This window comes from Mycobacterium ulcerans subsp. shinshuense (genome assembly GCF_002355775.1).
Classification (GTDB): Bacteria; Actinomycetota; Actinomycetes; order Mycobacteriales; family Mycobacteriaceae; genus Mycobacterium; species Mycobacterium marinum.
The window spans coordinates 5,329,894-5,351,994 of sequence record NZ_AP017624.1; the positions used below are offsets into that span (position 1 = coordinate 5,329,894).

Genomic DNA, 22,101 nt, shown 5'->3' on the forward strand with positions numbered 1-22,101 from the left:
CAGGAGCCTGGGCTTAGCGGCCGGTGAATCGGGCCTGTCGGCGTTCGATGAAAGACTGCACTCCCTCGGCGGCATCTGCGCTGGTGAATAGCGCCCGAATATCGGGGACCAGGCGCTCGATCGCCGCGGCCTCACCTTCCCGGCGAGCCAGATGCACCGACGCGAGGGTGGCTCGCACGCCCAACGGTGCGGCACGGTCGGCGATGGTCTGCGCGATCTCCCGAGCCCGGGTCAGAGCCGTCGCCGCATCGTCGGCCACCTCTTGGACCAGCCCGATGCGATGCGCTTCGGCGGCATCGAACTCGTCGCCGGTGAGCAACCAGCGCATCGCGTTACCCCACCCGGCGTCACGGGTCAGCCGGATCGTCGCGCCTCCGAACGGGTAGATCCCGCGCTGTACTTCGAGTTGACTGAATCGGGTTCCGGCCGCCGCGATGCGAATGTCGGAGGCCAGCAGCAATTCGATGCCCAACGTCATGCACCAGCCGTGTGCGACAGCGATCAGCGGTGTGCGCCACGGGCCGTCCAGCCGCCACGGGTCGCGACCATCCGCGGGGAACGGGGACTGCCCGGCCGCGATGCTGGGCGCAACGTCAACCAGATCCAGGCCGCCGGTGAAGTGGTCACCATGGGCGAACAGGACGCCGGCCCGCACCGAGTCGTCGGTTTCCAGCAGCGCGTAGGCGCGCGACAGGTCAGCAAACATTGCCCGGTCGAACGAATTGCGTTTCTGCGGCCGATTCAGGCCGATCAGCAGGACGTGGCCATCCCGCTCGAGGGACACGGTTGCCAGTTTGGGCAGGGAAGTTTCCGTCGTAGTCATCTGCACAGTGAACCGCAGAAATATGTCATATCCAATAGTTCATACCGTCCAATTGTCGGGACATTACGAGTTGGTTGCAGGGGTTGCCCTATATCCGCCCACGCTTATATGCTGCTTTGCATAATCATGGGCCGGCGGCCCCGGCGCATGGGATAACGCAGATGCCGGGAGATACCATGTGGATCATCGAGCTCAACGTTGCCGGCTATCGCTTCACCCACGAGATGCCCGATCTGCCCCGCAAGCAAGCCCGGTTGCGCCCCCGCCACCTGCATTGGCCGGTACTGCGCCACTCGCACGGACATTCCCCCGCCGCATGACACCGCCCAGCACATCGACGCCGAAGCGTGGCGGCACCCGCGAGAAGATGTTGATCAGCGCCGCTCAGGTGATGCGCGAGCGGGGCGCGGCCGGGGTCACCATTGATTCGGTGCTCGCCCGCAGCGGCGCCCCCCGCGGTTCGGTCTACTACCACTTTCCCGACGGCCGAAATCAGATCCTGATCGAAGCGCTGCGTTATGCCGGCGATTCCATCACCGCGGTGATCGACAAGGCCGCCAACAAGGGCGCCCGGGCCCTGCTGCGCGAATTCGTCAGGCTGTGGGAGCACCTGCTTACCGACGGGGGCTTTGCCGCCGGCTGCCCCGTGGTGGCAGCCGCCCTCGGCCCCGCCGACGATGAAGTCGAGCTAGCGGCGGAAGCCGGCACCATCCTCGACAGCTGGTGCGCCGCATTGGGCCGGGCCTTTGTTGCCGACGGATTCGACGAATCGACCGCAGCATCGCTGGCGGTGACCTCCATCGCCGCGTTGGAAGGCGCCATCATGCTGTGCCGGTCCACGCGTAGCGTCGAACCGCTACGCCAGGTCGGCGAGCAGCTCGAATTCTTGGTAAAAGCAAGGGGATTCGTCGCACAAAGCAGACTGGATAGCGAGTAGAAACCGCAGCGGTAGCCACTGGTCCGCGGTCGCGATCGGTCAGAAACGTCTCGATCGTCTCCGCGGCAGTGTGCCCTTCAGCACCTCCCCCTCACGATGCGGAACTCCCGCGTGGCGCCCGGGTTACGCACCTTTCGCGTTGACTCGAAAACCGCTGTGCCCCGGGCGATGCGCTGGTCATTCTTCCACCAGCCGCGGCCGGAGCGCTGTTCGATGTCGATCGTCACGTCCGCCTCGTCGGTGAAATGGGTGTAAACGTATTCGTCACCGGGCAACGGGCGGACCGACAGCAGCATGCGCGCCGGGTCCGCTTTGACACGCACCACGAAGCGGAGGTCGCCACGCTCGGCAACGAAGTCCCAAGAGTCCGTGGCTGAATCCAACTCGCGGTTGTGATGAAAAGCATCGATCAGGTTGCTCTCGATGCACTCGCCCTTGTAGCTGAAGGTCAGCCATAGCGAGGTCTGAGACCAATCGTTGAAGCGGGCGCCGAAGCCTTCGATGAGGAAGTCAGGATCACCCTCGAAGTTGGCGCCATGCACCCAGGCGGACTCGCGCAGATTCTTGGTGTTCCAATAGTGCCCGTCGCTCGCCACCGTGCGGCCGATCTCGTATGTCTGGCCACAAACCGTGACAACACCGCGAAGGTGCTGTCTTGCCCCGTTCGACTGGAAGTGTGGAAGCAAGTCGTAGGCCGAGGCTTCGGGTAGGCGATCTAAGGAGATCGCCTCGCTCCGGTCCAATTCGAGATCCCACTCGATCACCCCGTCCGCGGAATCCACGCTGCCCCATACCTTCTCTTCGCCATAGCCCGAAGGACCGATCTCAAGACGTACTTTCGCCGAGTTCTCGAGCCGGGCATGACCTAGTGGATAACGCTGGCGGATGGCCAACTCCGTACCCGGGCGCTGGCGGTCGCGGAACGTAGACCACACCTCCGCGAGTTTGTCGGACTCCAGAAAGCCGTTGTGCAGCACGTAGCGCGCCATAAAGCTGAGGCCCCGCACCGGATCGTTGAAGAGGACGTAATAGGTCTCGACGAAATCCAGCTGGACGCCATCGAAGCGCAGGCGATCATCCAAAGCCTGCCCGGATTCTCCCGGGGGTGCAGCACCAACGCAGGCTCGTCGGATAGGCCGGCACGCGGGTTGCTGGGCAGTTGGTCATAGTAGTCGCATGCCACAAAATGGCGCGTGTAGCGGGCCAACAGCTCCAGTTGATCGGGCACGTCGAAGTCCAGATCCGCTGTGGCGGAATCAAACAACGCGCGGCCGGTGGGCGGAAAGAATACCTGCTCCTCGGAGAGCGCGCGGATGAAGTCCACGAAGGGGACGAGCGCGTTTTTCCGCAGCCCCTCAGTACCAAGGCCGAGCAACTCCCTCTTCCAGACATCCCACGGCAATCCACGAATGTCGTAGCCCACCTCGCGGTGCCAATCGATGTAGTCCGAAACCTGCCTGAAGCGCGGATGCACCACAAAATAAGCCTGATTGAGGTTCTGCGGGCGTTTTGCGATGTGCACGATGGCCTTGGAAGTGAAGTCCACGGGCGCCATCTCCCAGGTGGTGTCCAGCAGCGGCCAGGCGTCGAGCTGGATGCATCCCTTGAGGAACTGGGGCAGGAATTCGTCGAGCTTGTGGTAGGTACCGTCGGATAGTCCAGACACCATGCCCGGCCGGTAGATGGCACCGGGTATACCTCGTTCGGCGAATGCTTGCCACATCATCACATCGCTGACGTATTTGGTCTGCTCGTAGCCGTTTAGCAGGTCGTCGCAGTGGGTGATCGCCTCCCGGTCCTGCACAACGGAGTGTCGACCGTAGCCGGTCGACATGATCACGCCAAGGGTTGAAACAAAGTACACCTGGATGGGGGCCTCGCTGGACACTGCCAATCGCAGGATCGTCTCCGTGGACTCCACATTGGTGGCCTTGAGATGCTGGTAGGGATAGACGAAGTTGACCCATGCCGCGGAATGCATGATGGTGTCGATGGAGCGAGCAAGCACTTGGAACGGCGCCAGGCCGTCCAGCCCCAGCCAGGGCGCGGTCAGGTCGCCCAACACGACGTCAACCCTCGATTCGAAGGTGACATCCCAGAGCCCGTGCCGGCAAAGGTTGTTCAGAATGCGCTGCCGCCCCTCCTCGGGGGTTGACGCACGCACCAAACAAGAGATTCGAGCCTCGGTTTGGATCAACAGCTCGCGGATGAGATATGCGCCCAGGTAGCCAGTACCGCCGGTCAGCAGAATGTGGTGCATGGGCCGGTCGTAGGTACTGGGGTCATAGCCCGGCCGACAAATGTCAGCGGCAAGATGGCCTTCTTCCTTGAGCGAGAAGGAATCAGCAAGCAGCTGCGGGGCGCGGCCGGCCTCCACGTCCCTTATCGCCTGGGCCAGCACGGCAACAGTGGGCTCGATGATGGTCTGCAGCGAGATTGACTCTTCTACACCCATGTCCCACATACGGGCAAAGGCCTCGGCGGCGCGCAGGGAGTCGCCGCCGAGTTCGTAGAAGTTGTCGTTCACTCCCACCCGGTCGATGCCCAGCACATCGCACCAGATGCGAGCGATCGCCTTCTCCTGGCTATCACGGGGTGTGACGTAGGGCGTGGCAAGCGCCGGACGACGCGCGTGGGCGGTCACCGCCAAGGCGGTCATCAGGGCATCGACGTTCGAGCCAATGCGGGCAATTTCAGCGTAACCACCGGCGGCCCGGGTCCGGGCGCCAGACCGGGACGGCACGGGCGCGGACTCATCCCGCGCCGGGTCGGTCTCCTCCCGCAAGATCACCCGGGTGGAAGCGAGCAGGTGAGCCTCGATATCGGCCACCTCGAGAATTATCTTCTGTACGTCGCCGACCCCCGCGGGCACACTGACGCCGGCAAGGCTGTCGTAGAAGCTGCGAACGGGAACGTTGCGCGCACTGGTCTCCAGCTCCAGCAAAAGCTGGTCGCAACCGGCCTCGCTGGCATCCACTGCCAGCCTGCGCACCAGCGCCTGCTCCACCCGACGGCCCAGTACGCGACAACTCATCAGGAAAAGATCGCAAACTAGGGCGCTGTCACGCGACACCGCGGATACCAGACCGACGAATCCATAGTCGCCGAAGCGATCACTGACGCGAGCGCGCCACGTGCGCCGGCCCGGCTCGCGACAGAACGCACGCAGCTCCGCCTCGGACATCGATCGTTTGCGGGCGTTGAACTGGTTGGTGCGGTGAGTGAGCTGCGCGGCGCGCGCAAGCTCGTCTTCCAGCGAGAGGGGTGCGAGGTCGATCTCGAGATCCAGCCGGGAAAGAAAATCATCGATGGTGGGCGCACTCGCCTCGATCTCGGCGCGCTGGACGCTCTGGCGCATCATCGCGGTGCGACTCCGATCCTCTTCGGTGGTACGCGCCGCGTCGAAGGCCCAATGATGGTTGAGGAATGACTCGAAGCACTCGGGCTGCGGCAGCTCGATGGCGAGCACCTGCGGCAACGCCTCGCTGACCTCGACGACTTCCATGGCACTGTCGTCAATGAAGATAAATGTGTCCAGCCCCAGTCCGAGTTCGTCAGCGAGCAAGCGCATGTTCTCTGATTTGGGTAGCCAGTTGATCCGACGAAGACAGATGTGTTCCAAGCCGAGCGGCATGTCAGGGTGAGCGGCGAAGGCGGCCAATACATCGGCATCGTTGTTCTTGCTGACAATGCATAGCAGCTTTCCTGCCTCTGCTTGGGCGACCATGAAACGCTGGAGGACCAGAAAATGCTCGGAGAGCGTGATGCCCTCCGGACCGTCTTCCCCCACCACGCCGCCCCACAAGGTGTTGCCACAGTCCAGCACGATCACCTTTGCCGGTTCGCTGAGCACGGCAGCGATGCGCCGGGCGATACAGGCCCCGATGGCACTGAAACACCCCTGAGTGAAGGGCAGGTGACCAAGGCTGTCACGGGCCTCATCCCAGATGCGCACAACCGGCCAGTCCTCGTAAACTCGGCGCAGGTCCACGGGGAAGAGACTGGGGTGGGAGCCAGCAGCGGCGATGATGCGTTGGTCCAAATCCTCCAGCAGCTCTGCCAGACCGAGTGCGCGTACCGAGTGGGGGGAGTGCGGCGCCAGAGCGACCAGAGTCGGCGCACCACTTCGGTCAGCATGGCCGAGCAGTGCGTCGCAAAGCTCCGCGACGGCACGCTCGAGTTCCTCCCGGCCGGGAGGCGTGTTGTGGTGCCGAAAGAGGTCCTCCACGCGCATGAGCACGACATTTATGCCGCCCTCGCCTGCGAATACACCCTCGGGGTTGAGCAAGGCCTGGAACACCTGGTTGTACCCGGCGAATTGGACGTTCGCCGGCATGCCCAAGCGACCGAGCAGGTTGCACACGGTCGGCTCGATCAGCTCAGCGGTGAATGAGGCGGCGACGCGCACCGTTTGCACGTAGGGCGCGTTGGAGTCGCGGTTACGCATTCCCTCGCGCATGCGGAAGAGAGTGACGCACATGGCATCGATGCTCTCGAATTCGGCGAGCAGGGTTGGCTCGATGTCGATTTCCAGTAGCTTTTCCAGTGCGCCGGCCAGACGTACGGTATGAACCGAACTGAACCCCAAGTCGGCTAGCGAGCGTGAAAAATCGACACCGGTGAAGCCGGCGTCGCTGCTCATGGCTATCTCATGCCGAAGCCAGTCGCGGAACGTCTCCAGACTGCGCACGGTCGTCGTGTTTCCACCGCTGGCCACGAAATCGACATCTTCCTTGAACATCGCGCTCCTTAGGAGTGGGTGGGTTTGACTTCGGGTGCTTAATCTCTTCGAGCCACTCGGCTACCCGCCGTGGGCACCGGAGCTCAACGCCTCAGGCCCAATCGGCCTGTCTCATTTCTCCAACGCGCCGTGCAAAGCGAGGCCACCCTGGGGCAGCAGCTCTCGGCACAAGGACCGCTGGATCTTGCCGCTGGTGGTCTTGGGAACCTCGCCGCATCGCGCGAGAAATACCGCGTCGACCGATACCTCGTGCTCTCGGGTGATGGCGCGCGCGATGCGTTGCCCTACGTCGCGCGGGTCCAGGCCCCGTTCTGCCTCCCGGCGGATCTCGGCAACGACAATGAGGGCCTCACGGTCCTCTCGCTCCTCGGCGAACACGGCCACGAAGTGTAAGCGCACAGCCGGATGGGCGCCCTCTGCGGTCTCTTCTAGGTCCTGCGGGTAATGGTTGGCGCCATGGACGATGACGAGGTCTTTCAAACGACCGACAACAAATAGTTCATCGTCGCGGCAGAAGCCGAGATCTCCCGTACGCAGATAGCGGGCAGGATCACCGGGTAGGCGCGCCGCAAAGACCTCCTCCGTCTGAATGCCCCTGCCCCAGTAGCCCTTCGCGACGCTCCTGCCGGTTAACCAGATCTCGCCCACCCGGTCCGGGCCCACCGGGTGTCCGGTCTCGGGGTCGACGATCTTCACCATCGTCCCCGCCAAGATGCGCCAGCTGCTCACCAGCCGCCGCGACGGGGAGTCACCGCGAGGTGCACACACCTGTGACTGCCGCAGAGCCGCGACATAGATCTCCACAACGGTTGGCTCAGTCGCAGGAATCTTGGTAGAGACCGCCAGGGTGTTCTCGGCGAGGCCGTACGAGGGCTGCATGCAGGTTGGAGCCCAGCCCAAGGGGGCAAGGGCCGCATTGAAGCGTTCCAGAGTGGTAGCGCGGATGGGTTCTGCGCCGTTGAGGGCGACATTCCAACAGGAGAGATCGATGCCGCTGAGATCGGCGTACGAGGCGGCGTCTGCGCAGAGGTCGTAGGCGAAGTTGGGGCCACCGGTGAAGGTGATGCGGTAGTCGGAGATCGCACGGAGCCAGAGGTCGGGACGCTTGACGAAGCTGAGCGGATCGGCGAGCACAACCGGGAAGCCCGCGAAGATGGGCGTGAGCACTCCGAGGATCAGGCCCATGTCGTGATACAGCGGAAGCCAGCTCAGCGCACGGTCTTCCGCGGTAAGGCCGAAGCCGTATTGTATTTGGGCACAGTTGAACATGAGGTTGTCGTGGGTGACGACCACCCCGCGCGGTGCGCTTGTGGAGCCGGAGGTGTACTGCAGTAGGCATACGTCTTTGGATGCCGGTGCGACGGGTTGCCAGTCTTCATCAGGGATGGCCAACAGCCAGTCGAGGCGCAGTACCGTCAGGAAGTCCAGGCGCAAATCGGCAGCCACGCTTGCCGTCAACTCTTTCGCCTCGGGCCCGCTCGTGAGCAAGACTTCCGCCCCACAGTCGGCCACGACGTGGGCGAGCCTATCCAGGTGTTTGGCACGGCGCGGCACGGGCAGATTCACCGCAACACGGCGAGCATAAGCACATGCCAGGAAGCCGACGACATAGTCGAGACAGTTGCCCATCACGAGTAGCACGCGATCACCTTGATTACCAAGCCTTTTCAGCTGAAACGCGATTGCCCGGGCGCGAGCGTCCAGCCGCGCGTAGGTAGCCTTGTCCGTCTCGCCACGCATGCCTCGCAGCTCGACCATCGCCAGCTCGTCAGGCTGATCGCGCGCGCGCCATGCCAGTCGCTCAACGAGATTCGGGTGGGGAGGAGGAAGGTGCGCCACTCGTCCCCCTGGAATCGATTCGTTCACAGTGTCTCCCTGACCTTCCTGCTTGATCGATGGCTTGGACGAAGCCCCGAACCGCGAGCAGCCGCGGCCCACCCCCCTTGCTCAGCATCAGGTTCGATACTTTGCACCAACCCAACGACAACGCCATCTTGACCATGAAAACAATTGCTGCTCAATGAATTCTTAACTGGCGCCGCCGGGGTTTCACCGCCCTTGGCGTTAGATCAGTTCGAACACAACCACTCTCGCGCCGGTAGGCCGGCGGGCTGGGGCACTAACGACGGCGCGGACAGCCAAGACCCCGGCAATGGCGGGGCGGCGACAACGGTGAGTGGCTGCAACAGTGGGGTTGGCGACGACGGTGGGTTCGGTGGGAACGCCGAATTGGGCGCCTTTGCGGCCATCGCCGCCTACGGAGGCAACGGTGGAACCGGCCGGCTGGGTTTCCAGGCCGGGTTCGGTGGTACCGACGGTGGAGCCGGACTCGGCGGGTTGTTGCTAGACCAAAACGCCAGACCTGGAGCAAAAACCCCGATGCGCGGGGGCACCGATTGCCATCGGCCGGCTGGATCAGTCGCTGGCCGGAAGCGGCTTGACCTCCTTGAGCGCCAGCTTGGTGGCACCGACACTCAACGACCCGGCGCCCGGTTTGGTGACCAGCAACTCGGCACCGGCCTCATCGACATAGCGTTTGCCCAGCACCGAGCCGTCGGCGAACTCGGGATCGAGTTGGCCCGAGCGCTGCACGCCAATCTCCACCATCGGCGCGCCTCCGCACCGCAGATCGTCGAGGGTGTCGGCGCTTCTGACCACGATGACCTGGGTGTCACACACCTGGCTGGCCAGCCGGGTTCCGTTCTTGATCATGATTTCGTACCTGCCAGTTCCTCGATGATCTCCCGGCGAAGGATTTTGCCGGTGGCGGTGGTGGGCAGCTCGCGACGAAACACTACCCGGTCCGGGGTGCGCGACCCCCGCAAACTTCTTCGCACGAATTCACGTAGTTCTTCCGGATCTGGGTCGACGCCGGCGACGGGCACCACGACGGCCACGATCTCCTGGCCCCACTGGGCATCCTCGACTCCGACCACGGCCACGTCGCGCACCTGCGGGTGCTCGATCAGCACTTCCTCGAGTTCGGCCGGCGCGATGTTCTCCCCACCGCGGATGATGGTGTCGTCGGAGCGTCCGCCGATGAATAGGTAGCCGTCTTCGTCGAGCATGGCGATGTCCTTGGTGCCGAACCAGCCGTGGCCGTCTAGCACCGAACCGATTCCGGTGTAGCGTCCGGACACCCGCTCACCCCGCACAAACAGTTCGCCGGTCTCACCGGGCCCGAGCACCCTGCCGTCCTGGCCCCGGATCTGCAGCTCGACGCCGGGCACCGGCCGCCCCACCGAGCCCAACCGCCTGGCCAGGCCAGCCGCCGCCGCGGACTGCGCGGCGCGATGGTCATCGGGCGTCAGCACGGCGATGGTCGAGCTGGTCTCGGTCAGCCCGTAGGCGTTGACGAAGCCCACGTCCGGCAACAGCTCGAGGGCCCGGCGCACCAGTGGCAGACCGACTTTCGAGCCACCGTAGGCCAGGTTGCGCAACGAGGGCAGCTTGTGTTCGCCGGTCTCGAGCACGGCGACGATGCGGTCCAGCATGGTCGGCACCACGGTGGCGGTGGTGACCTGTTCCGCATTGGTCAGCCTTACCCACTCGTGCGCGTCAAAGTTGGTCAGGTAGACCATCTTTCGTCCGGCATACAGATTCGACAGGGCGGCACTTACCCCGGCGATGTGATACGGCGGCACACAGATCAGCGCCGCGTCGGAGGGCGCGGCGCACCCGAACTCGACCGTCGTGGTGACATAGCTGGTCAGGTTGCTGTGGGTCAGCTCGACGGCCTTGGGTTGCGAGGTGGTGCCCGAAGTGAACAGCACGATGGCCACCGAGTCCGGGTCGGGAAACTCCGCGACCGGTTCGGCGCGGCCGGCTAGCTCCAGAAATTGCTGGGAGCTCAGCGACTGGTCGGCTGCGATCGTGTCCCGGTAGCGTTCGTCGACGACCACCAGGGGCCGTGGCAACCGGCGGATCAAGGCTGCGATGCCGTCGGCGGACAGCCGGTAGTTGATCGAGGTGAAGGGCAGCCCGGCGCGCGCCGAGGCGAAGATCAGCAGCGGCAGCATCGCCCCGCCGGTGCCGACGTACACCACATGCTGGGCATCGGATGCGGCGATGGCCCCCGCACCCCCGTCGGCGAGATCGCTGAGCTGCTGAGTCGTCAGCCGCAAGTCGCCCGAGACGACGGCGATGCGGTCAGGACTAGCTGACGCAGCCATTTCGAGCAGCAACGAAACGCTCATCCGGGACCCTTCAGGAAGCCCTCCCTTTACAAAACTTGGCCTCAGTGTAACCCATCGGCGGGCCCGGCTTCCCGGGGAGAAGCCGTGGTCGGCGCCGGTCAGGTACCGGTCCAGCGGGGCGGACGTTTCTCCGCGAACGCGATCGCACCTTCCTTGGCGTCATTGGAGGTGAAAATCGGGAACAGGATCTTCATCTGCTGGGCGAATCTGGTGTCCAGACTCCAGCCGCGGGATTCGGTGATGATCCGTTTGGTGGCGGCCACCGCGAGCGGACCGTTGGCAGTGATCTTCTCCGCCAACGCGATCGCCGCATCCAGGGCTGCCCCGGGTTCGGCCAGCACGTTGACCATGCCGAGTGCGTGGGCGCGTTCGGCGGACAGGTTGTCACCGGTGAGCGCCAGTTCCATCGCGATCGCGTAGGGAATGCGCTCGGGCAGCCGCAGCAATCCCCCACCACCGGCCACCAGACCCCGTTTCACCTCCGGTATTCCGAACGCCGAATCCCTGGCCGCCACAATCAGATCGGTGGCCAAGGCCAGCTCGGTGCCGCCGGCCAAGGCGTATCCTTCGACCGCCGCGATCAGCGGTTTGGCCGGTGGGCGCTCGGTGAACCCCAGCCCCCGGCCCTCGACCACGACATTCTCGCCGCGGGCAAACGCCTTGAGGTCCATGCCGGCACAGAACGAGCCACCCGCTCCGGTAAGGATCCCCACCGAGAGGCCGGCGTCAGCATCGAGGCGATCCATCGCATCGGCCAAGGCCCGGCTCACCGCGGCGTTGACCGAGTTCTTGGCCTTGGGCCGATTGATCGTGATGATCAGGATTCGGTCCCGCTGTTCGACCAGGACTTCGGGTTCGGTGTCGCCGTTTAGTTCACTCACGCGCTCCCAGCTCCTTCATTCATTGATCGAGCTTGCGCCATCGCTGCCTCGATGACCGTCAGCTCTGCGGAAAGCCCAGCCGCCCTTCGTATCTCGACGAAGTCAGCCATCATGGCTTCAGTCACTTCATGCGGATCCTCGACGGTGGCACCGTCTGTCAGGACCGAGATATTGAGCTGGTCGACATAGCCCCACACGGTGATGTTCAGGCCGCTACCCGCGGTCAGCGGCCCCACCGAATAGATCTCGGTTACCAGCGCACCACCCACCCTGCCGTGCTCGCGCGGGCCGGGAACATTCGAGATGTTCAGATTCAGGACCTTGTTTTGCCCGTCCCGGCTCGACGCCCACCGGAAGGTCGCTTCGGTTGCCCCCGGCGGCCAGTACGCCGCCCAGCGACTGATCAGCTCGGGCCCCAGCAGCTGGTGACTCTCCTTGGCCGATAACGCATTTTCATGACAGGCCTGTACCCGCTCCAATGGGTCCGCGCAGTCGGTGGGCAGCGCCACCATCATCCCGCTGAAGTAGTTCCCGCTGATGCGGTCCGGCGAGAAGTCGTAGCTCACCGGGACCGAGGCCAGCAGTGGCTCGGCCCGGCCGTCATAGCGCAACAGCAGGTTCCGCAGCGCTCCGGTGGACATCGCCAGCACCATGTCGTTGATCGTCGCGCCCAGCTGCTTACCGGTCTGCTTCACGTCGGCAAGCGCCAACGTCGCGGTGGCGAATCTGCGCTGCGGGGTGAGCATATGGTTCATGAACGTCGGTGGCGGGGTGAACGGGCGGGTCAGCTCGGGAGACAGCTTTCGCGAGCTGCGTCTCACGCGGGCCAGGCCCTGCGCGGTGTAGCGCATCGTCGCGGGGATACGGCCAAGGTGGCGCAGGTGATCCAGGAACGCCGAGCTCATCAATTCCCGCTTGGTAGGAGCCGGGTCGCTCACGTACGGATCGCCCTCGGGGCCGGGCAACAAGTCCATGCCGCGTGCCATCAGGTTCGCCGAGGCGACCCCGTCGGCGAGGACATGATGGATCTTGCCCACCACCGCGACTCGATGGTTGGCCAGGCCTTCGACGAAGTACATCTCCCACAACGGGTACCTGCGGTCCAGCGGCGTGCTGGCGATCTCACCGATCGCCTCGTCCAACTCGCGCCGACCCCCTGGGGGTCTGAGCTGCCAGGGGCGGATGTGGTAGTCGAGGTCAACTTCACAGTGCTCTCGCCACATCGGGTGATGGAACTTGAACGGGATGTCGACGAGCTGATACCCGAAAGGTTCCAGTTTGGCCATGCGTTCGCCGATGACTGCCCGGAACGCGTCGACGCCGAACGCGCGGCGGTCCGGATCGAGTTCGATAACAGCAACTTTGAGGGTGTGCATGTGCACGTTGGGCGTTTCGCTGTACAGCAGTACCGCGTCCCAACCGCTGAGCCGTTTCATCTCAGCCCTCTAGTCATGGCGTGACCTCACTGTCGACCGACGCGTTAGATGACCTCTTTCGACAGCTGCGCCCGAGTGCGATGAATCTGGTTGAGGAACAACGAAATCGCGTGCGTGGCCGAGCCTGTGCGGGCCCCGTCCAGCAGGTCGAAGCCGTGGCCGGCCCCGGGCAGTTCGACGTAGGCGACCAGTGAACGCGACACCGCACGCAACCGCTCGACGAAGCTGCGCGCTTGCGCCACCGGGATGACACCGTCGCGGCTGCCGTGAATGACCAGAAACGGCGGCGCGTTGGTGTGTACCCGGGCAACCGGTGATGCGTCGCGGAACACCTGCGGGTGACGTTTGATCGAGCGCTTGACCACCACTCGCTCCAGGAAGTCGACGAACCGCGCCCGTTCGGCGGTGGATCGATCCTCCCAGTCGTAGCGACCGTAGATCCCGACGGCCGCGTCCACCGACGTGTCGGACCCTTCGGGAAGCTCACTTTGATAATCCGGATCGTTGGCGGTCAGGCCGGCCAATGCGGACAGGTGACCGCCGGCCGAACACCCCGCCGCCGCAATGAAGTTGCGGTCACCGCCGAACTTGTCGACATTGGCGTGGGCCCAGGCGATGGCCGCTTTCACGTCGTGGATGTGGCGGGGCCACCGGTGATGCGGCGCGACTCGGTAGTCGATCGACAGGCACACCCAGCCCTGTTCGGCCAGCCGCGACAGCAATGCATACCCCTGGATTGCTCGACTGCCGTGTATCCAGGCGCCGCCGGGAACAAAAATCAGCACCGGCGCGGGCTCGGTGGGCAGGTCGTCCCGGCGCCACACGTCGAGCACCTGGGCCGGGCTGTTGCCGTAGTGAACCCCGCCCCGATGTAGGTAGCGGCGGTGACGAAATGCTTCGCACACTGGCGGCGTGCGCTGGGGCGCCGGCCATTCGACATCCAAATCCGCCGTTGAGACGATCCCCCGCAGCGCCGCCGCCGAGACTTCGTTCGTGCTGTACCGGTCGCGCTGACGCGTCACGTTGATACCCGGAGTGAACAGATCCTTTGCCCTTGCCGCGACGAACTCCGGGGTATGGCGCGCGCCCCAGACCCCCATTGCGGTGACGCAACCCAGCGGCTCGAGATGCTTGCCCACCACCGGTAGCGAAGCCCCGGCGACACTCATGGCCAGCAGATAGTCGGCAGGACGCGCGCGCAGCATCCATTTGACACGGGACATCATCGACGTCATCGACATCGTTGTCGGGCCGGTGGCAGCCATGTCGGGGAGCGTACTCCTGTTGGCCGCCACCGCACCGGCTCGCGTCCGGGTTGGGTCTGACGGCAAATGATTGCGCCCGACCGATGATTTGCCAGGGTCGCCAACCCCGCTATTCAACGGCTGAGCTGGACTTCGCTCACGCGCCGCCGATGCGCGAGCACCAGTCGGACGGCGTAGGTGGCCGCACTGAGCGCGAACATCACCGCGGTGAGCAACAGCCACCTACCCAAAAACGGCTGCTGGGTTTCGCCGGTGGCCGCGTGGTAGGTCGACGCACCTTGCTCGATGATGCCGGGCAGGAATATCAGCAGCGTCAGGGCGGACCCCATCGCCGGGATCCGCAGGTAGTTGCGGACCGAGACTTCTCGACTTCCGGAGCGGGCGCGGCCCCAGCGCACCGCAAAGATGCGATCAACCAGCGAATAGACTGGGAATGCGACGAGGTCGTGGCCGATGACGGCGGCCGCGAACCACACCGCGATCGACTGCCACCAGGTACCCGGATTCCACAGTGTGGCGATCTTGAAGGTCGCCACGATGTAGCCAACCAGCGCGAGGCCGGCGAGCATGGTCAGCAGATGCAGCGGGTGCGCGCCGTAATAGCGGCCGAAGCGCCTAGTGAGTTCGCGCATCTCAACCAGCCTCGAAATTGATCGAGGCGACCCATTTGGTGTTGTGCGCGCCGGGCAATGCGGGAACGATGATCCGCGCCGGATAGCCGTGATCGAGCGGCAGGTCTTCGCCGTTGACCCGCAACGCCAGCAGCGCATCCGAAGCGCCGACCTGATTGCCCTGCAGCGTCGCCTCACCAAAGGCGCCGCCGCGTTGCAGCGACGTCACCCGCGCCGACCGGGGCGCGGCCACTCCGGCCCTGCGGGCCAGCTCCGACAGTCGCACCCCGGTCCAGGTCTGAACCGTCGACCACCCTTCAACACAGGCGATCGGTAGGCGGGCGGTGTGTTGCGGCAATCCGGCCAGGGCGGCGCGGTCCAGCACGACCTCGTTGGGACCGCCACGGAGCACCAGCCGCCACGCCGGCCCCACGGCCTCGGGGGTGATTCCGGCGACCGCCGCGGTCTTGTTGACCGGGAATTCCCGGTTGCCCTGTGCGGGCCGGCCTCTTGGCAGCAGCAGGGCGATGTTGCGCAGTGGCCCGCCCAAGGTTTGGCCGACGGTCAAGACGCCGAGCAGCAGCACACCCGAACCGACCAGGGCCAGCGCTCCGCGCCTGCTCACGGTCGGTTCGGCGGGATCTTCGGACACCAGCCCCGATGCGTCGGGCGGCTCGGGGCGTGTGTCAGTCACATTGGTGCGCAAGACTTCTCGTATCGAGAATGACCGCAGTCCGGTGATCATCTTTGGCATCTTGACCGCGATATGCATGAGGAAACCGGCGATGAAGACCCAGGCGCCGAAGTAGTGGCCGTCGTAGAAGCTGAAGCCGAAGATGTAGTCGTACTGGATGTTGAGCACGCCGGTGACAATCTCGAACAGCACCCCACCGACCAGCATCAACAGCGACAGCCGCTCCAGCAGTGTGGCGATCGACCGCGCCGGCGGCCAAACAAACAATTTCGGGATCACCGACCAGAGCTTGGCCAGCACCACCGGGATCAGCACCAGACCCAGTCCTACGTGCAGGCCCTGGGTCAATCGGTACAGCCAAGACGGATGAGCGGGCCAGTCAAAACCTGGCAGGCGCAGCCAGCCGACATCGGCCGGGATCGCCTGCCCGAACTGCGGGGCATAGGCGATATAGGACAGCAATCCGGTAAGGATCACGATCGGCATTGCCACCAACAGCACCAGCCCGAACACCGAGGTCAGCCACGGTCCCCGCAGCGGGCTTCGAAACGCGGCCAATCGCCGCACCCCCGGCGGCGGGTGTCGCTCCAAGGTGCGCCACAGCCGGGCGGGAAACCCGTGGGCCGGCTCCGGTTCCAGCTCCCGCTCGGGGTCGTCTTCAGCCGGGCAGTTCACAGGGCCGCCAGGTTTGCGATCACCCGTCCGCCAAGCATCCTGACGCCGATCAGCGTCAGACCTACCTGTGCGGCCAGCATTGCGGCGCTGTCCACGCCGACCGACGCCCATCGAAACCAGGGCCCGACATCGCGCGCCGACTCCAGACGAACCCAGCGGGAGCAAACCCCGATGGTCTGGGCATCGAATTCGACCACGCACCGCCCGCCGCGGGACAACAACTCGGCGGCCCGGCCCAGGATCCGCAGCGGGTCCCCACCGAGGCCGACATTCCCGTCGACCAACAACACCGTCTGCCAACGCCCCATCCCGGGCAACGGCTCGAAAACATCGCCGAGTATCGCCGGCGCACCGCCGCGACCGGCCAATCGGATCGCGGTCACCGACCGATCGATGCCCAGCGCGGGGATTCCCCGCTGCACCAACCGGGCCACCAGCCGGCCCGGTCCACAGCCCAGCTCGATGGTCGGCCCGCTACACATCTGCGCCACGGCTTCATCGAAGTCCTCGTCGGACGCGGCGTCTTCGTCGCCGGTGCCGACGTCACCGGAAGAAGAACCCTCGGCCGAAGCGCAACCGCGCTCGGCTGCCCCGGCCCCCAACCAACGGTGAGTCGGCAACGGGCGGAGCTCACCGTCCTCATGGCGGATCCAGCACCGCTCGCCACCTAGCGCCCGCTCGTACAGATGCCCCAGCATTTCACGCCCCTTGCATCGAGCCCGACCAGGCCGGACGTCCACGCCCGGGTAACACGCTGACAGGAACCGCTTGCGCCAGCACTTCCACCGGTACCCCGATCTTTTATCGACTACACCAAGCCTGCAAGAGCTACGTAGACAACGGGCGGAATGGTACAGTAAGTAGGCAAATTTGGGCGCAACTCACACTTTTTGGGGCCGAAACCCAAGATCTGCTGACACATCGTTGGCGGTAGGGAAGGAATAATTGCCCGGTCCGTCGGCGACTCCGCCGTTGTACCGAACTCTGTGAGCACCGCCAGGCCGGTGCCGGCGGCGCTACGCCGCATAGGCGACTTCGCCACCGATGATCGTCGCGCTTACCAGGCTGGCGTCCAGCTCGGTCAGTACCACCGCCGGTGTCTGTGCCAGCACGCAGAGGTCCCCGGGCTGACCGGCGGCCACGGCACGCACCCGCCCCGGCTGATCCGGCCGGCCCAAGAACATGGTCAAAGCCGCACGCGCCGTGACGCATTCATCGACGCCCAGAACGACCCCGCGAGGGGTCCTGCGATGCACCGCGGCGCGCATCGCCGCCCACGGGTCGCCGGACCCGAACGGCAGGTCGGTGGACAAGGCCACCGGCACGTTTGCATTCAACAGTGAAGCGACCCGCCACAGCTGCCCGTGCTCGGCGGCGGGGATCTCGTCGAGGTACTGATCGCCGCGCTCGGCAACGAAGTTGGGCTGCGTCACCACCGTCAGCCCGAGCCCGGCCAAGTCGGCCACCAGGTCATCGGGCACCACCGCGGCGTGCTCGATTCGATCATGCGGATGGCGACCCACGGCGCGCACCGCCGCGATCGTCACGACCAGCTGAGCCGCGGTTACGCAGTGGATGGCAACAGGTTGTCCGGCGCCATGCAAGTCCGTGATCCAGGCCATCAGCGCTTCCAGGTCCAGGTGATCGTCACGCAGGATCTTCTTGCCGGGAGAAAGAAACCGGACCCGCGGACGAAACTCCCCGCGCTGATGCGCAACGGTGAGTGCGGCCATGTCCTCGTCGCTGAGATCCGGTGTGGCATCGGTGACTCCGGTGACCCCGGCCGCGGTGAGCCGGTCACCGAGCTCCGCGAGGTCGGTCTTGCGTCGCGGCAAAGCATCCGACCAGTCGGAGTCGGCGCTGCGCAGGCGGCCGTCGACATGACCGGCCAGCCCGATCCGGTTCAGTGCCGCCGAGTTCAGGATCCACAGCGCCCCGCTGCGATGCTGAACGCGCACGGGAAGGTGCGACACCAGCGCATCCAGCACGGTCCGGTCCAGTGGTCCGGCAACGGATTCGTGATAGCCGACGGCGCGGATCCATCCGTCCGGACCGGGCTGCGCGCTCGAAAGGTGTTGCCGAAATTTCTCTTTGGAATCAACTGTGGGCGGCCCCAGAGTCAACGAATCCAGGGCGGAGGCGGCCGAGCGCAGGTGCACATGGTGGTCGTGCAGGCCGGGCAGCACGGTTTGGCCGGCGGCGTCGAGCACCCGCTCCCCCGGCCGTGCGACCAACCCCTGACCGACTTCCTGAATGCGGGCACACACCCGGATGTCGGCCGTGGACCCATCCAGCAAGGTGGCTCGCCGAATCAGCACTAGTGCCCGTCCCTTTCGCGGACCAGCCGCCGCACCAGGTCACCGTCGGCCCCCGGCGCGGCGGCGGGTCGCGACGGCGGCGCCGGCGGTTGTGGCGGCAAGGCCCGATGCGTGGCCGCCGCGGCCCCCACGGGCAGTGCGGCATACGTCGCGGCAACGCCGGCCATGGAGACGTCGATGAGCTCACCACCCCCGCGCCGTAGCGATTCGGTGATGGCCCGGGCTGACTCCAGTCCGGCCAGCGGGTCGGCTATGGCATCCGCACAGAACACCGGGCCGTCGGCCGCGAGTCCTACCAGGCCACCGGCCACGGCGGCATCATCGCCGAAAGCGGGCCGCCGGGAGTGCTCTCCATATCCGCTGATGCGTAGCCAGATTCGCCCGGGCCGCGCTGCGATGTGCTCCGGGCCGAGCCGGCGTCGCGCCAGGGCAGCGGGACGCGAATCCTCGATCACGATGTCCGCGGCCTCCAACAGCTCGCGCAGCTCTTCCGCATCGTCGTCGAAATCCAGGCAGTAGGAGAGCTTTTGCGCGTTCATCCAGTCGAAGAAGGCGCGGTTGCCGGCGCGTGTGCCGTCCGGCCGGCGCGGGCTTTCGACCTTGACCACGGTAGCTCCCGCCCGGGCCAGCAGCTGACCGCACAACGGGCCCGCCCACATGGACGACAAATCGGCAACGAGCAGACCAGCGGGGTCACGCGCGCGAGCTCGCGCTCCGGCCCGACGGATTCGGGGCGGGGCGGGGTAGGCCGCCCCCAGGGCGGAAGCCGGGATGTCGAGCAATTCGGTTCGTTTGATGATGGCGGACTTGGGACGCGTTGTGGCCCACCTCTGCAGCGATCCCCATGGGTCGTCGGGCACCTCGTCGGCCCGCAGCAGCGCGGGGACCGCATCGACATCGTCCGGGCGCGACAGTGTGATTGCGAACCAGCCGTCGGCGGCCGCGAGCAGCCGGGTGGCGCCGCCCGCCGAGACCCGGCCCCGGCGAGTCAGCCCGAGCAGACCGGCCCGCCCGGTCAGCAAGGTGGCCGCGTCGGCGGCAATCGTTTCGGCGCGTCCCAAAATGTTGGCGCGCGAAAAGTCGGGCGGCCCGCCGGGCAAACCGGTCAGGTAGGCCAGCCCACTACTTCCCCACTTGCTGGCCCAGCGGGATGGCACCGCACTCACACCACCATGTTGCTCGCAGTCCAGGCCGGTGCCACCGGAATCGCCGGTAAACAAGCCCGGGAGTTCAGCTAGTACTGCAGTGCTGTGAACCGCCAGTCCAGCACCTGGCGGTCGGGCTCCGAGTCGCCGACGGCGTAGACCAGCGAACGCAGGCCAAGCACGCCCCCGTTGGCGGTCGGCTCCGCCGACTCGACGTGCAACTCGCTGTAGAGGGTGTCGCCCTCCCGTACCGGCCCGGTGTGGTCGCAGTGCTCCCACCCCAGCACCGTGACCAGGTTGGGCATCAGTCGGCTCGCCTGCGCCAAGGCCAGGCCGATGGTGTGCCCGCCGTAGACCAGCCGCTGCCCAGCCACCCGCGAATCATGATGTGTGGCAGCAATGTTGAGCGTGAGTCGGGCGAGCTCGGGCGCGCTGCTGACCAGATCTCCGGTGCTGTGCATGACCTTGCCCGCAATGCCGGCGTCAAAATGGGGCCCCGGGACCCGGGTGCGGTAGGTCTCGGCATCCCAGTGCGCCGTCGGATCGATCGCGGGTGGCTTCGCGTCGGCGCCGATGCCCGACAGGTCGTCGTCGGCGGCGCCGGCGGGATCCCAGTCCGCGCTAGCCGGCAGCATCGCGCAGCGATAGAAGTCGAGCACCAGTCGATCGGCCTGGTCGATGGTGGTCATCCGCAGCGCGGCCATTCCGGTCGGCGCCCGGCCCGGCTTGGCCGTGTTGGCCCGGAGCGCCACAACCTCGGTGCGGGTGTAGATGGTGTCTCCGATCAGCGGGTACCGATGAAAGGTCAGCCCGCGGTAGAACAGGTTGGCTTTGACCCGCTGGGTGACCAGGGTGGACTGCCCGATCGCCGCGTTGCACACCAACCCCGGATGCGCCAGCGCCGCCGGTGCGCCGGTTACCGCGCCACACAGGCTGCTGTCCAGGGCCAGCCGCAGCCGGTCCCCCAGAATCGCCTGATGGGCGGCCGCCAGGCCGGCCGACAGGGTCAACGCCGGCGCCCAGTCGAACACCTGACCCACGGACATGTCGTCAAAGTAGGGCCCGCCCTCACGGATGCCCATGTACCCAGTATGCACAACGCCACATGCTGGCAGGCTGTCGAACCGAGGGTCAATACGGAGGGCAATAACGGTGGACAACCAACGGGCAGACAGTCAGCTTGATGAGGACGAGGCGATGCTGGTGGCTACTGTGCGGGCCTTCATCGACCGCGACGTGCGGCCCAGCGTGCGCGAGGTCGAACACGCCAACACCTACCCGCAGGCCTGGATCGAGCAGATGAAACGCATCGGCATCTACGGCCTGGCCATCGGGGAAGCCTACGGCGGATCGCCGGTGTCGATGCCGTGCTACGTCCAGGTCACCCAGGAGCTGGCCCGCGGATGGATGAGCCTGGCCGGCGCCATGGGCGGACACACCGTGGTGGCCAAACTGCCGATGCTCTTTGGCACCGACGAACAAAAATCCACCTACCTGCCAGCCATGGCCACCGGCGAGCTGCGCGCCACCATGGCCCTGACCGAACCCGGCGGCGGTTCCGACCTCCAAAACATGTCCACCACCGCGATGGCTGACGGACCCGACCAGCTGCTGATCACCGGCGCCAAGACCTGGATCAGCAACGCCCGCCGCAGCGGGCTGATCGCCCTGCTGTGCAAGACCGATCCCCACGCCACACCCCGCCACCACGGCATCTCGATCGTGCTCGTGGAACCGGGCCCCGGCCTGAACATCTCAGCCGACCTGCCCAAACTGGGATACAAGGGCGTGGAAGCCTGCGAACTGTCCTTCGACAACTACCGGGCACCGACCTCCGCGATATTGGGAGGCCAACCCAGTCAAGGGTTTTCACAGATGATGAAAGGACTCGAAACCGGCCGCATCCAGGTCGCCGCCCGCGCCCTGGGCGTGGCCAGCGCAGCACTCGACGACGCCCTGGCCTACGCCCAGCAACGCCACAGCTTCGGCCAACCGATCTGGAAACACCAAGCCATCGGAAACTACTTGGCCGACATGGCAACCAAACTCACCGCCGCCCGCCAACTCACCCACTACGCCGCCCAACGCTACGACAGCGGCCAGCGATGCGACATGGAGGCCGGCATGGCCAAACTCTTCGCCTCCGAAACCGCCATGGAAATCGCGCTCAACGCCGTCCGAATCCACGGCGGCTACGGCTATTCCACCGAATACGACGTCGAACGCTACTTCCGCGACGCACCCCTGATGATCGTCGGCGAAGGCACCAACGAAATCCAGCGCAACGTGATCGCCAGACAACTGATAGCCCGCGGCGGAATCTAACCGCCACCGCAGCGCCCGTGCGGTATATTTGCTGCCTGACTTCGCCCACCAGCA

18 protein-coding genes are annotated in these 22,101 nt (G+C 65.5%); 3 read left to right on the top strand and 15 right to left on the bottom strand.

Features of this window, described 5'->3' with window-relative positions:
* Nucleotides 1-13 precede the first annotated feature (13 nt).
* Nucleotides 14-823 (bottom strand): crotonase/enoyl-CoA hydratase family protein, encoded by an 810-nt coding sequence (locus SHTP_RS23740; protein ID WP_408582106.1) that lies wholly within the window; start codon nucleotides 821-823, stop codon nucleotides 14-16.
* A 161-nt stretch (nucleotides 824-984) separates the two neighbouring features.
* Here SHTP_RS23740 and SHTP_RS27690 point away from each other — a divergent pair, with 161 nt between their 5' ends.
* A complete protein-coding gene (locus SHTP_RS27690) occupies nucleotides 985-1,143 on the top strand; it encodes a hypothetical protein (RefSeq protein ID WP_157756522.1) in 159 nt (52 codons plus the stop codon).
* The gene (locus SHTP_RS23745) at nucleotides 1,140-1,760 is read left to right on the top strand and encodes a TetR/AcrR family transcriptional regulator (RefSeq protein WP_096371969.1); all 621 of its coding nucleotides are present in this window, start codon (nucleotides 1,140-1,142) and stop codon (nucleotides 1,758-1,760) included. The genes SHTP_RS27690 and SHTP_RS23745 overlap by 4 nt, the downstream gene beginning before the upstream one ends.
* A gap of 77 nt (nucleotides 1,761-1,837) precedes the next feature.
* Here SHTP_RS23745 and SHTP_RS29390 read toward each other — a convergent pair whose 3' ends face one another.
* The 14 genes from SHTP_RS29390 to SHTP_RS23810 form a co-directional block, all read right to left on the bottom strand.
* Entirely contained in the window at nucleotides 1,838-2,653 is an 816-nt protein-coding gene (locus SHTP_RS29390; RefSeq protein WP_231991671.1) for a hypothetical protein, read from the bottom strand.
* Complete coding sequence (locus tag SHTP_RS23750; RefSeq protein WP_231991209.1) at nucleotides 2,626-6,501, bottom strand: thioester reductase domain-containing protein; 3,876 nt, start codon at nucleotides 6,499-6,501, stop codon at nucleotides 2,626-2,628. The genes SHTP_RS29390 and SHTP_RS23750 overlap by 28 nt, the downstream gene beginning before the upstream one ends.
* Nucleotides 6,502-6,612: 111 nt before the next feature.
* The gene (locus SHTP_RS23755) at nucleotides 6,613-8,367 is read right to left on the bottom strand and encodes a fatty acyl-AMP ligase (RefSeq protein WP_096372636.1); all 1,755 of its coding nucleotides are present in this window, start codon (nucleotides 8,365-8,367) and stop codon (nucleotides 6,613-6,615) included.
* A 549-nt stretch (nucleotides 8,368-8,916) separates the two neighbouring features.
* On the bottom strand, nucleotides 8,917-9,213 hold the full coding sequence (locus SHTP_RS23760) for a hypothetical protein (RefSeq protein ID WP_012392439.1): 297 nt from the start codon (nucleotides 9,211-9,213) through the stop codon (nucleotides 8,917-8,919).
* A complete protein-coding gene (locus SHTP_RS23765) occupies nucleotides 9,210-10,697 on the bottom strand; it encodes a class I adenylate-forming enzyme family protein (RefSeq protein ID WP_096371970.1) in 1,488 nt (495 codons plus the stop codon). Before SHTP_RS23765 ends, SHTP_RS23760 begins: the two co-directional genes overlap by 4 nt.
* 98 nt (nucleotides 10,698-10,795) lie before the next feature.
* Nucleotides 10,796-11,578: a crotonase/enoyl-CoA hydratase family protein gene (locus tag SHTP_RS23770; protein WP_012392437.1), complete on the bottom strand. Its 783-nt coding sequence runs from the start codon at nucleotides 11,576-11,578 to the stop codon at nucleotides 10,796-10,798.
* Nucleotides 11,575-13,014, bottom strand: coding sequence for a WS/DGAT/MGAT family O-acyltransferase (locus SHTP_RS23775; RefSeq protein ID WP_096371971.1), 1,440 nt, complete (start codon nucleotides 13,012-13,014; stop codon nucleotides 11,575-11,577). The genes SHTP_RS23770 and SHTP_RS23775 overlap by 4 nt, the downstream gene beginning before the upstream one ends.
* 44 nt (nucleotides 13,015-13,058) lie before the next feature.
* A complete protein-coding gene (locus SHTP_RS23780) occupies nucleotides 13,059-14,255 on the bottom strand; it encodes an alpha/beta hydrolase (protein WP_172900703.1) in 1,197 nt (398 codons plus the stop codon).
* Between the two features lie 137 nt (nucleotides 14,256-14,392).
* Nucleotides 14,393-14,911 (bottom strand): hypothetical protein, encoded by a 519-nt coding sequence (locus tag SHTP_RS23785; protein ID WP_011739319.1) that lies wholly within the window; start codon nucleotides 14,909-14,911, stop codon nucleotides 14,393-14,395.
* Between the two features lies 1 nt (nucleotide 14,912).
* Nucleotides 14,913-16,259, bottom strand: a complete 1,347-nt coding sequence (locus SHTP_RS23790) for a molybdopterin-dependent oxidoreductase (RefSeq protein ID WP_096371972.1) — start codon at nucleotides 16,257-16,259, stop codon at nucleotides 14,913-14,915.
* Nucleotides 16,256-16,957, bottom strand: coding sequence for a class I SAM-dependent methyltransferase (locus SHTP_RS23795; RefSeq protein WP_015354213.1), 702 nt, complete (start codon nucleotides 16,955-16,957; stop codon nucleotides 16,256-16,258). Before SHTP_RS23795 ends, SHTP_RS23790 begins: the two co-directional genes overlap by 4 nt.
* 318 nt (nucleotides 16,958-17,275) lie before the next feature.
* Complete coding sequence (locus tag SHTP_RS23800; protein WP_096371973.1) at nucleotides 17,276-18,577, bottom strand: amidohydrolase family protein; 1,302 nt, start codon at nucleotides 18,575-18,577, stop codon at nucleotides 17,276-17,278.
* Nucleotides 18,577-19,743: a CoA transferase gene (locus tag SHTP_RS23805; RefSeq protein WP_231991672.1), complete on the bottom strand. Its 1,167-nt coding sequence runs from the start codon at nucleotides 19,741-19,743 to the stop codon at nucleotides 18,577-18,579. Before SHTP_RS23805 ends, SHTP_RS23800 begins: the two co-directional genes overlap by 1 nt.
* A gap of 68 nt (nucleotides 19,744-19,811) precedes the next feature.
* Complete coding sequence (locus tag SHTP_RS23810; protein WP_096371974.1) at nucleotides 19,812-20,819, bottom strand: MaoC family dehydratase; 1,008 nt, start codon at nucleotides 20,817-20,819, stop codon at nucleotides 19,812-19,814.
* Nucleotides 20,820-20,919: 100 nt separating this feature from the next.
* Between SHTP_RS23810 and SHTP_RS23815 the strand changes: the two genes are divergently transcribed.
* Nucleotides 20,920-22,047, top strand: a complete 1,128-nt coding sequence (locus tag SHTP_RS23815) for an acyl-CoA dehydrogenase family protein (protein WP_096372639.1) — start codon at nucleotides 20,920-20,922, stop codon at nucleotides 22,045-22,047.
* Nucleotides 22,048-22,101: the final 54 nt, after the last annotated feature.

Coding starts and splice junctions, on each gene's coding strand:
- SHTP_RS23740 (WP_408582106.1), bottom strand. CDS start 823: ATGACTACGACGGAAACTTCCCTGCCCAAACTGGCAACCGTGTCCCTC.
- SHTP_RS27690 (WP_157756522.1), top strand. CDS start 985: ATGCCGGGAGATACCATGTGGATCATCGAGCTCAACGTTGCCGGCTAT.
- SHTP_RS23745 (WP_096371969.1), top strand. CDS start 1,140: ATGACACCGCCCAGCACATCGACGCCGAAGCGTGGCGGCACCCGCGAG.
- SHTP_RS23750 (WP_231991209.1), bottom strand. CDS start 6,501: ATGTTCAAGGAAGATGTCGATTTCGTGGCCAGCGGTGGAAACACGACG.
- SHTP_RS23760 (WP_012392439.1), bottom strand. CDS start 9,213: ATGATCAAGAACGGAACCCGGCTGGCCAGCCAGGTGTGTGACACCCAG.
- SHTP_RS23765 (WP_096371970.1), bottom strand. CDS start 10,697: ATGAGCGTTTCGTTGCTGCTCGAAATGGCTGCGTCAGCTAGTCCTGAC.
- SHTP_RS23775 (WP_096371971.1), bottom strand. CDS start 13,014: ATGAAACGGCTCAGCGGTTGGGACGCGGTACTGCTGTACAGCGAAACG.
- SHTP_RS23780 (WP_172900703.1), bottom strand. CDS start 14,255: ATGTCGATGACGTCGATGATGTCCCGTGTCAAATGGATGCTGCGCGCG.
- SHTP_RS23785 (WP_011739319.1), bottom strand. CDS start 14,911: ATGCGCGAACTCACTAGGCGCTTCGGCCGCTATTACGGCGCGCACCCG.
- SHTP_RS23795 (WP_015354213.1), bottom strand. CDS start 16,957: ATGCTGGGGCATCTGTACGAGCGGGCGCTAGGTGGCGAGCGGTGCTGG.
- SHTP_RS23815 (WP_096372639.1), top strand. CDS start 20,920: ATGCTGGTGGCTACTGTGCGGGCCTTCATCGACCGCGACGTGCGGCCC.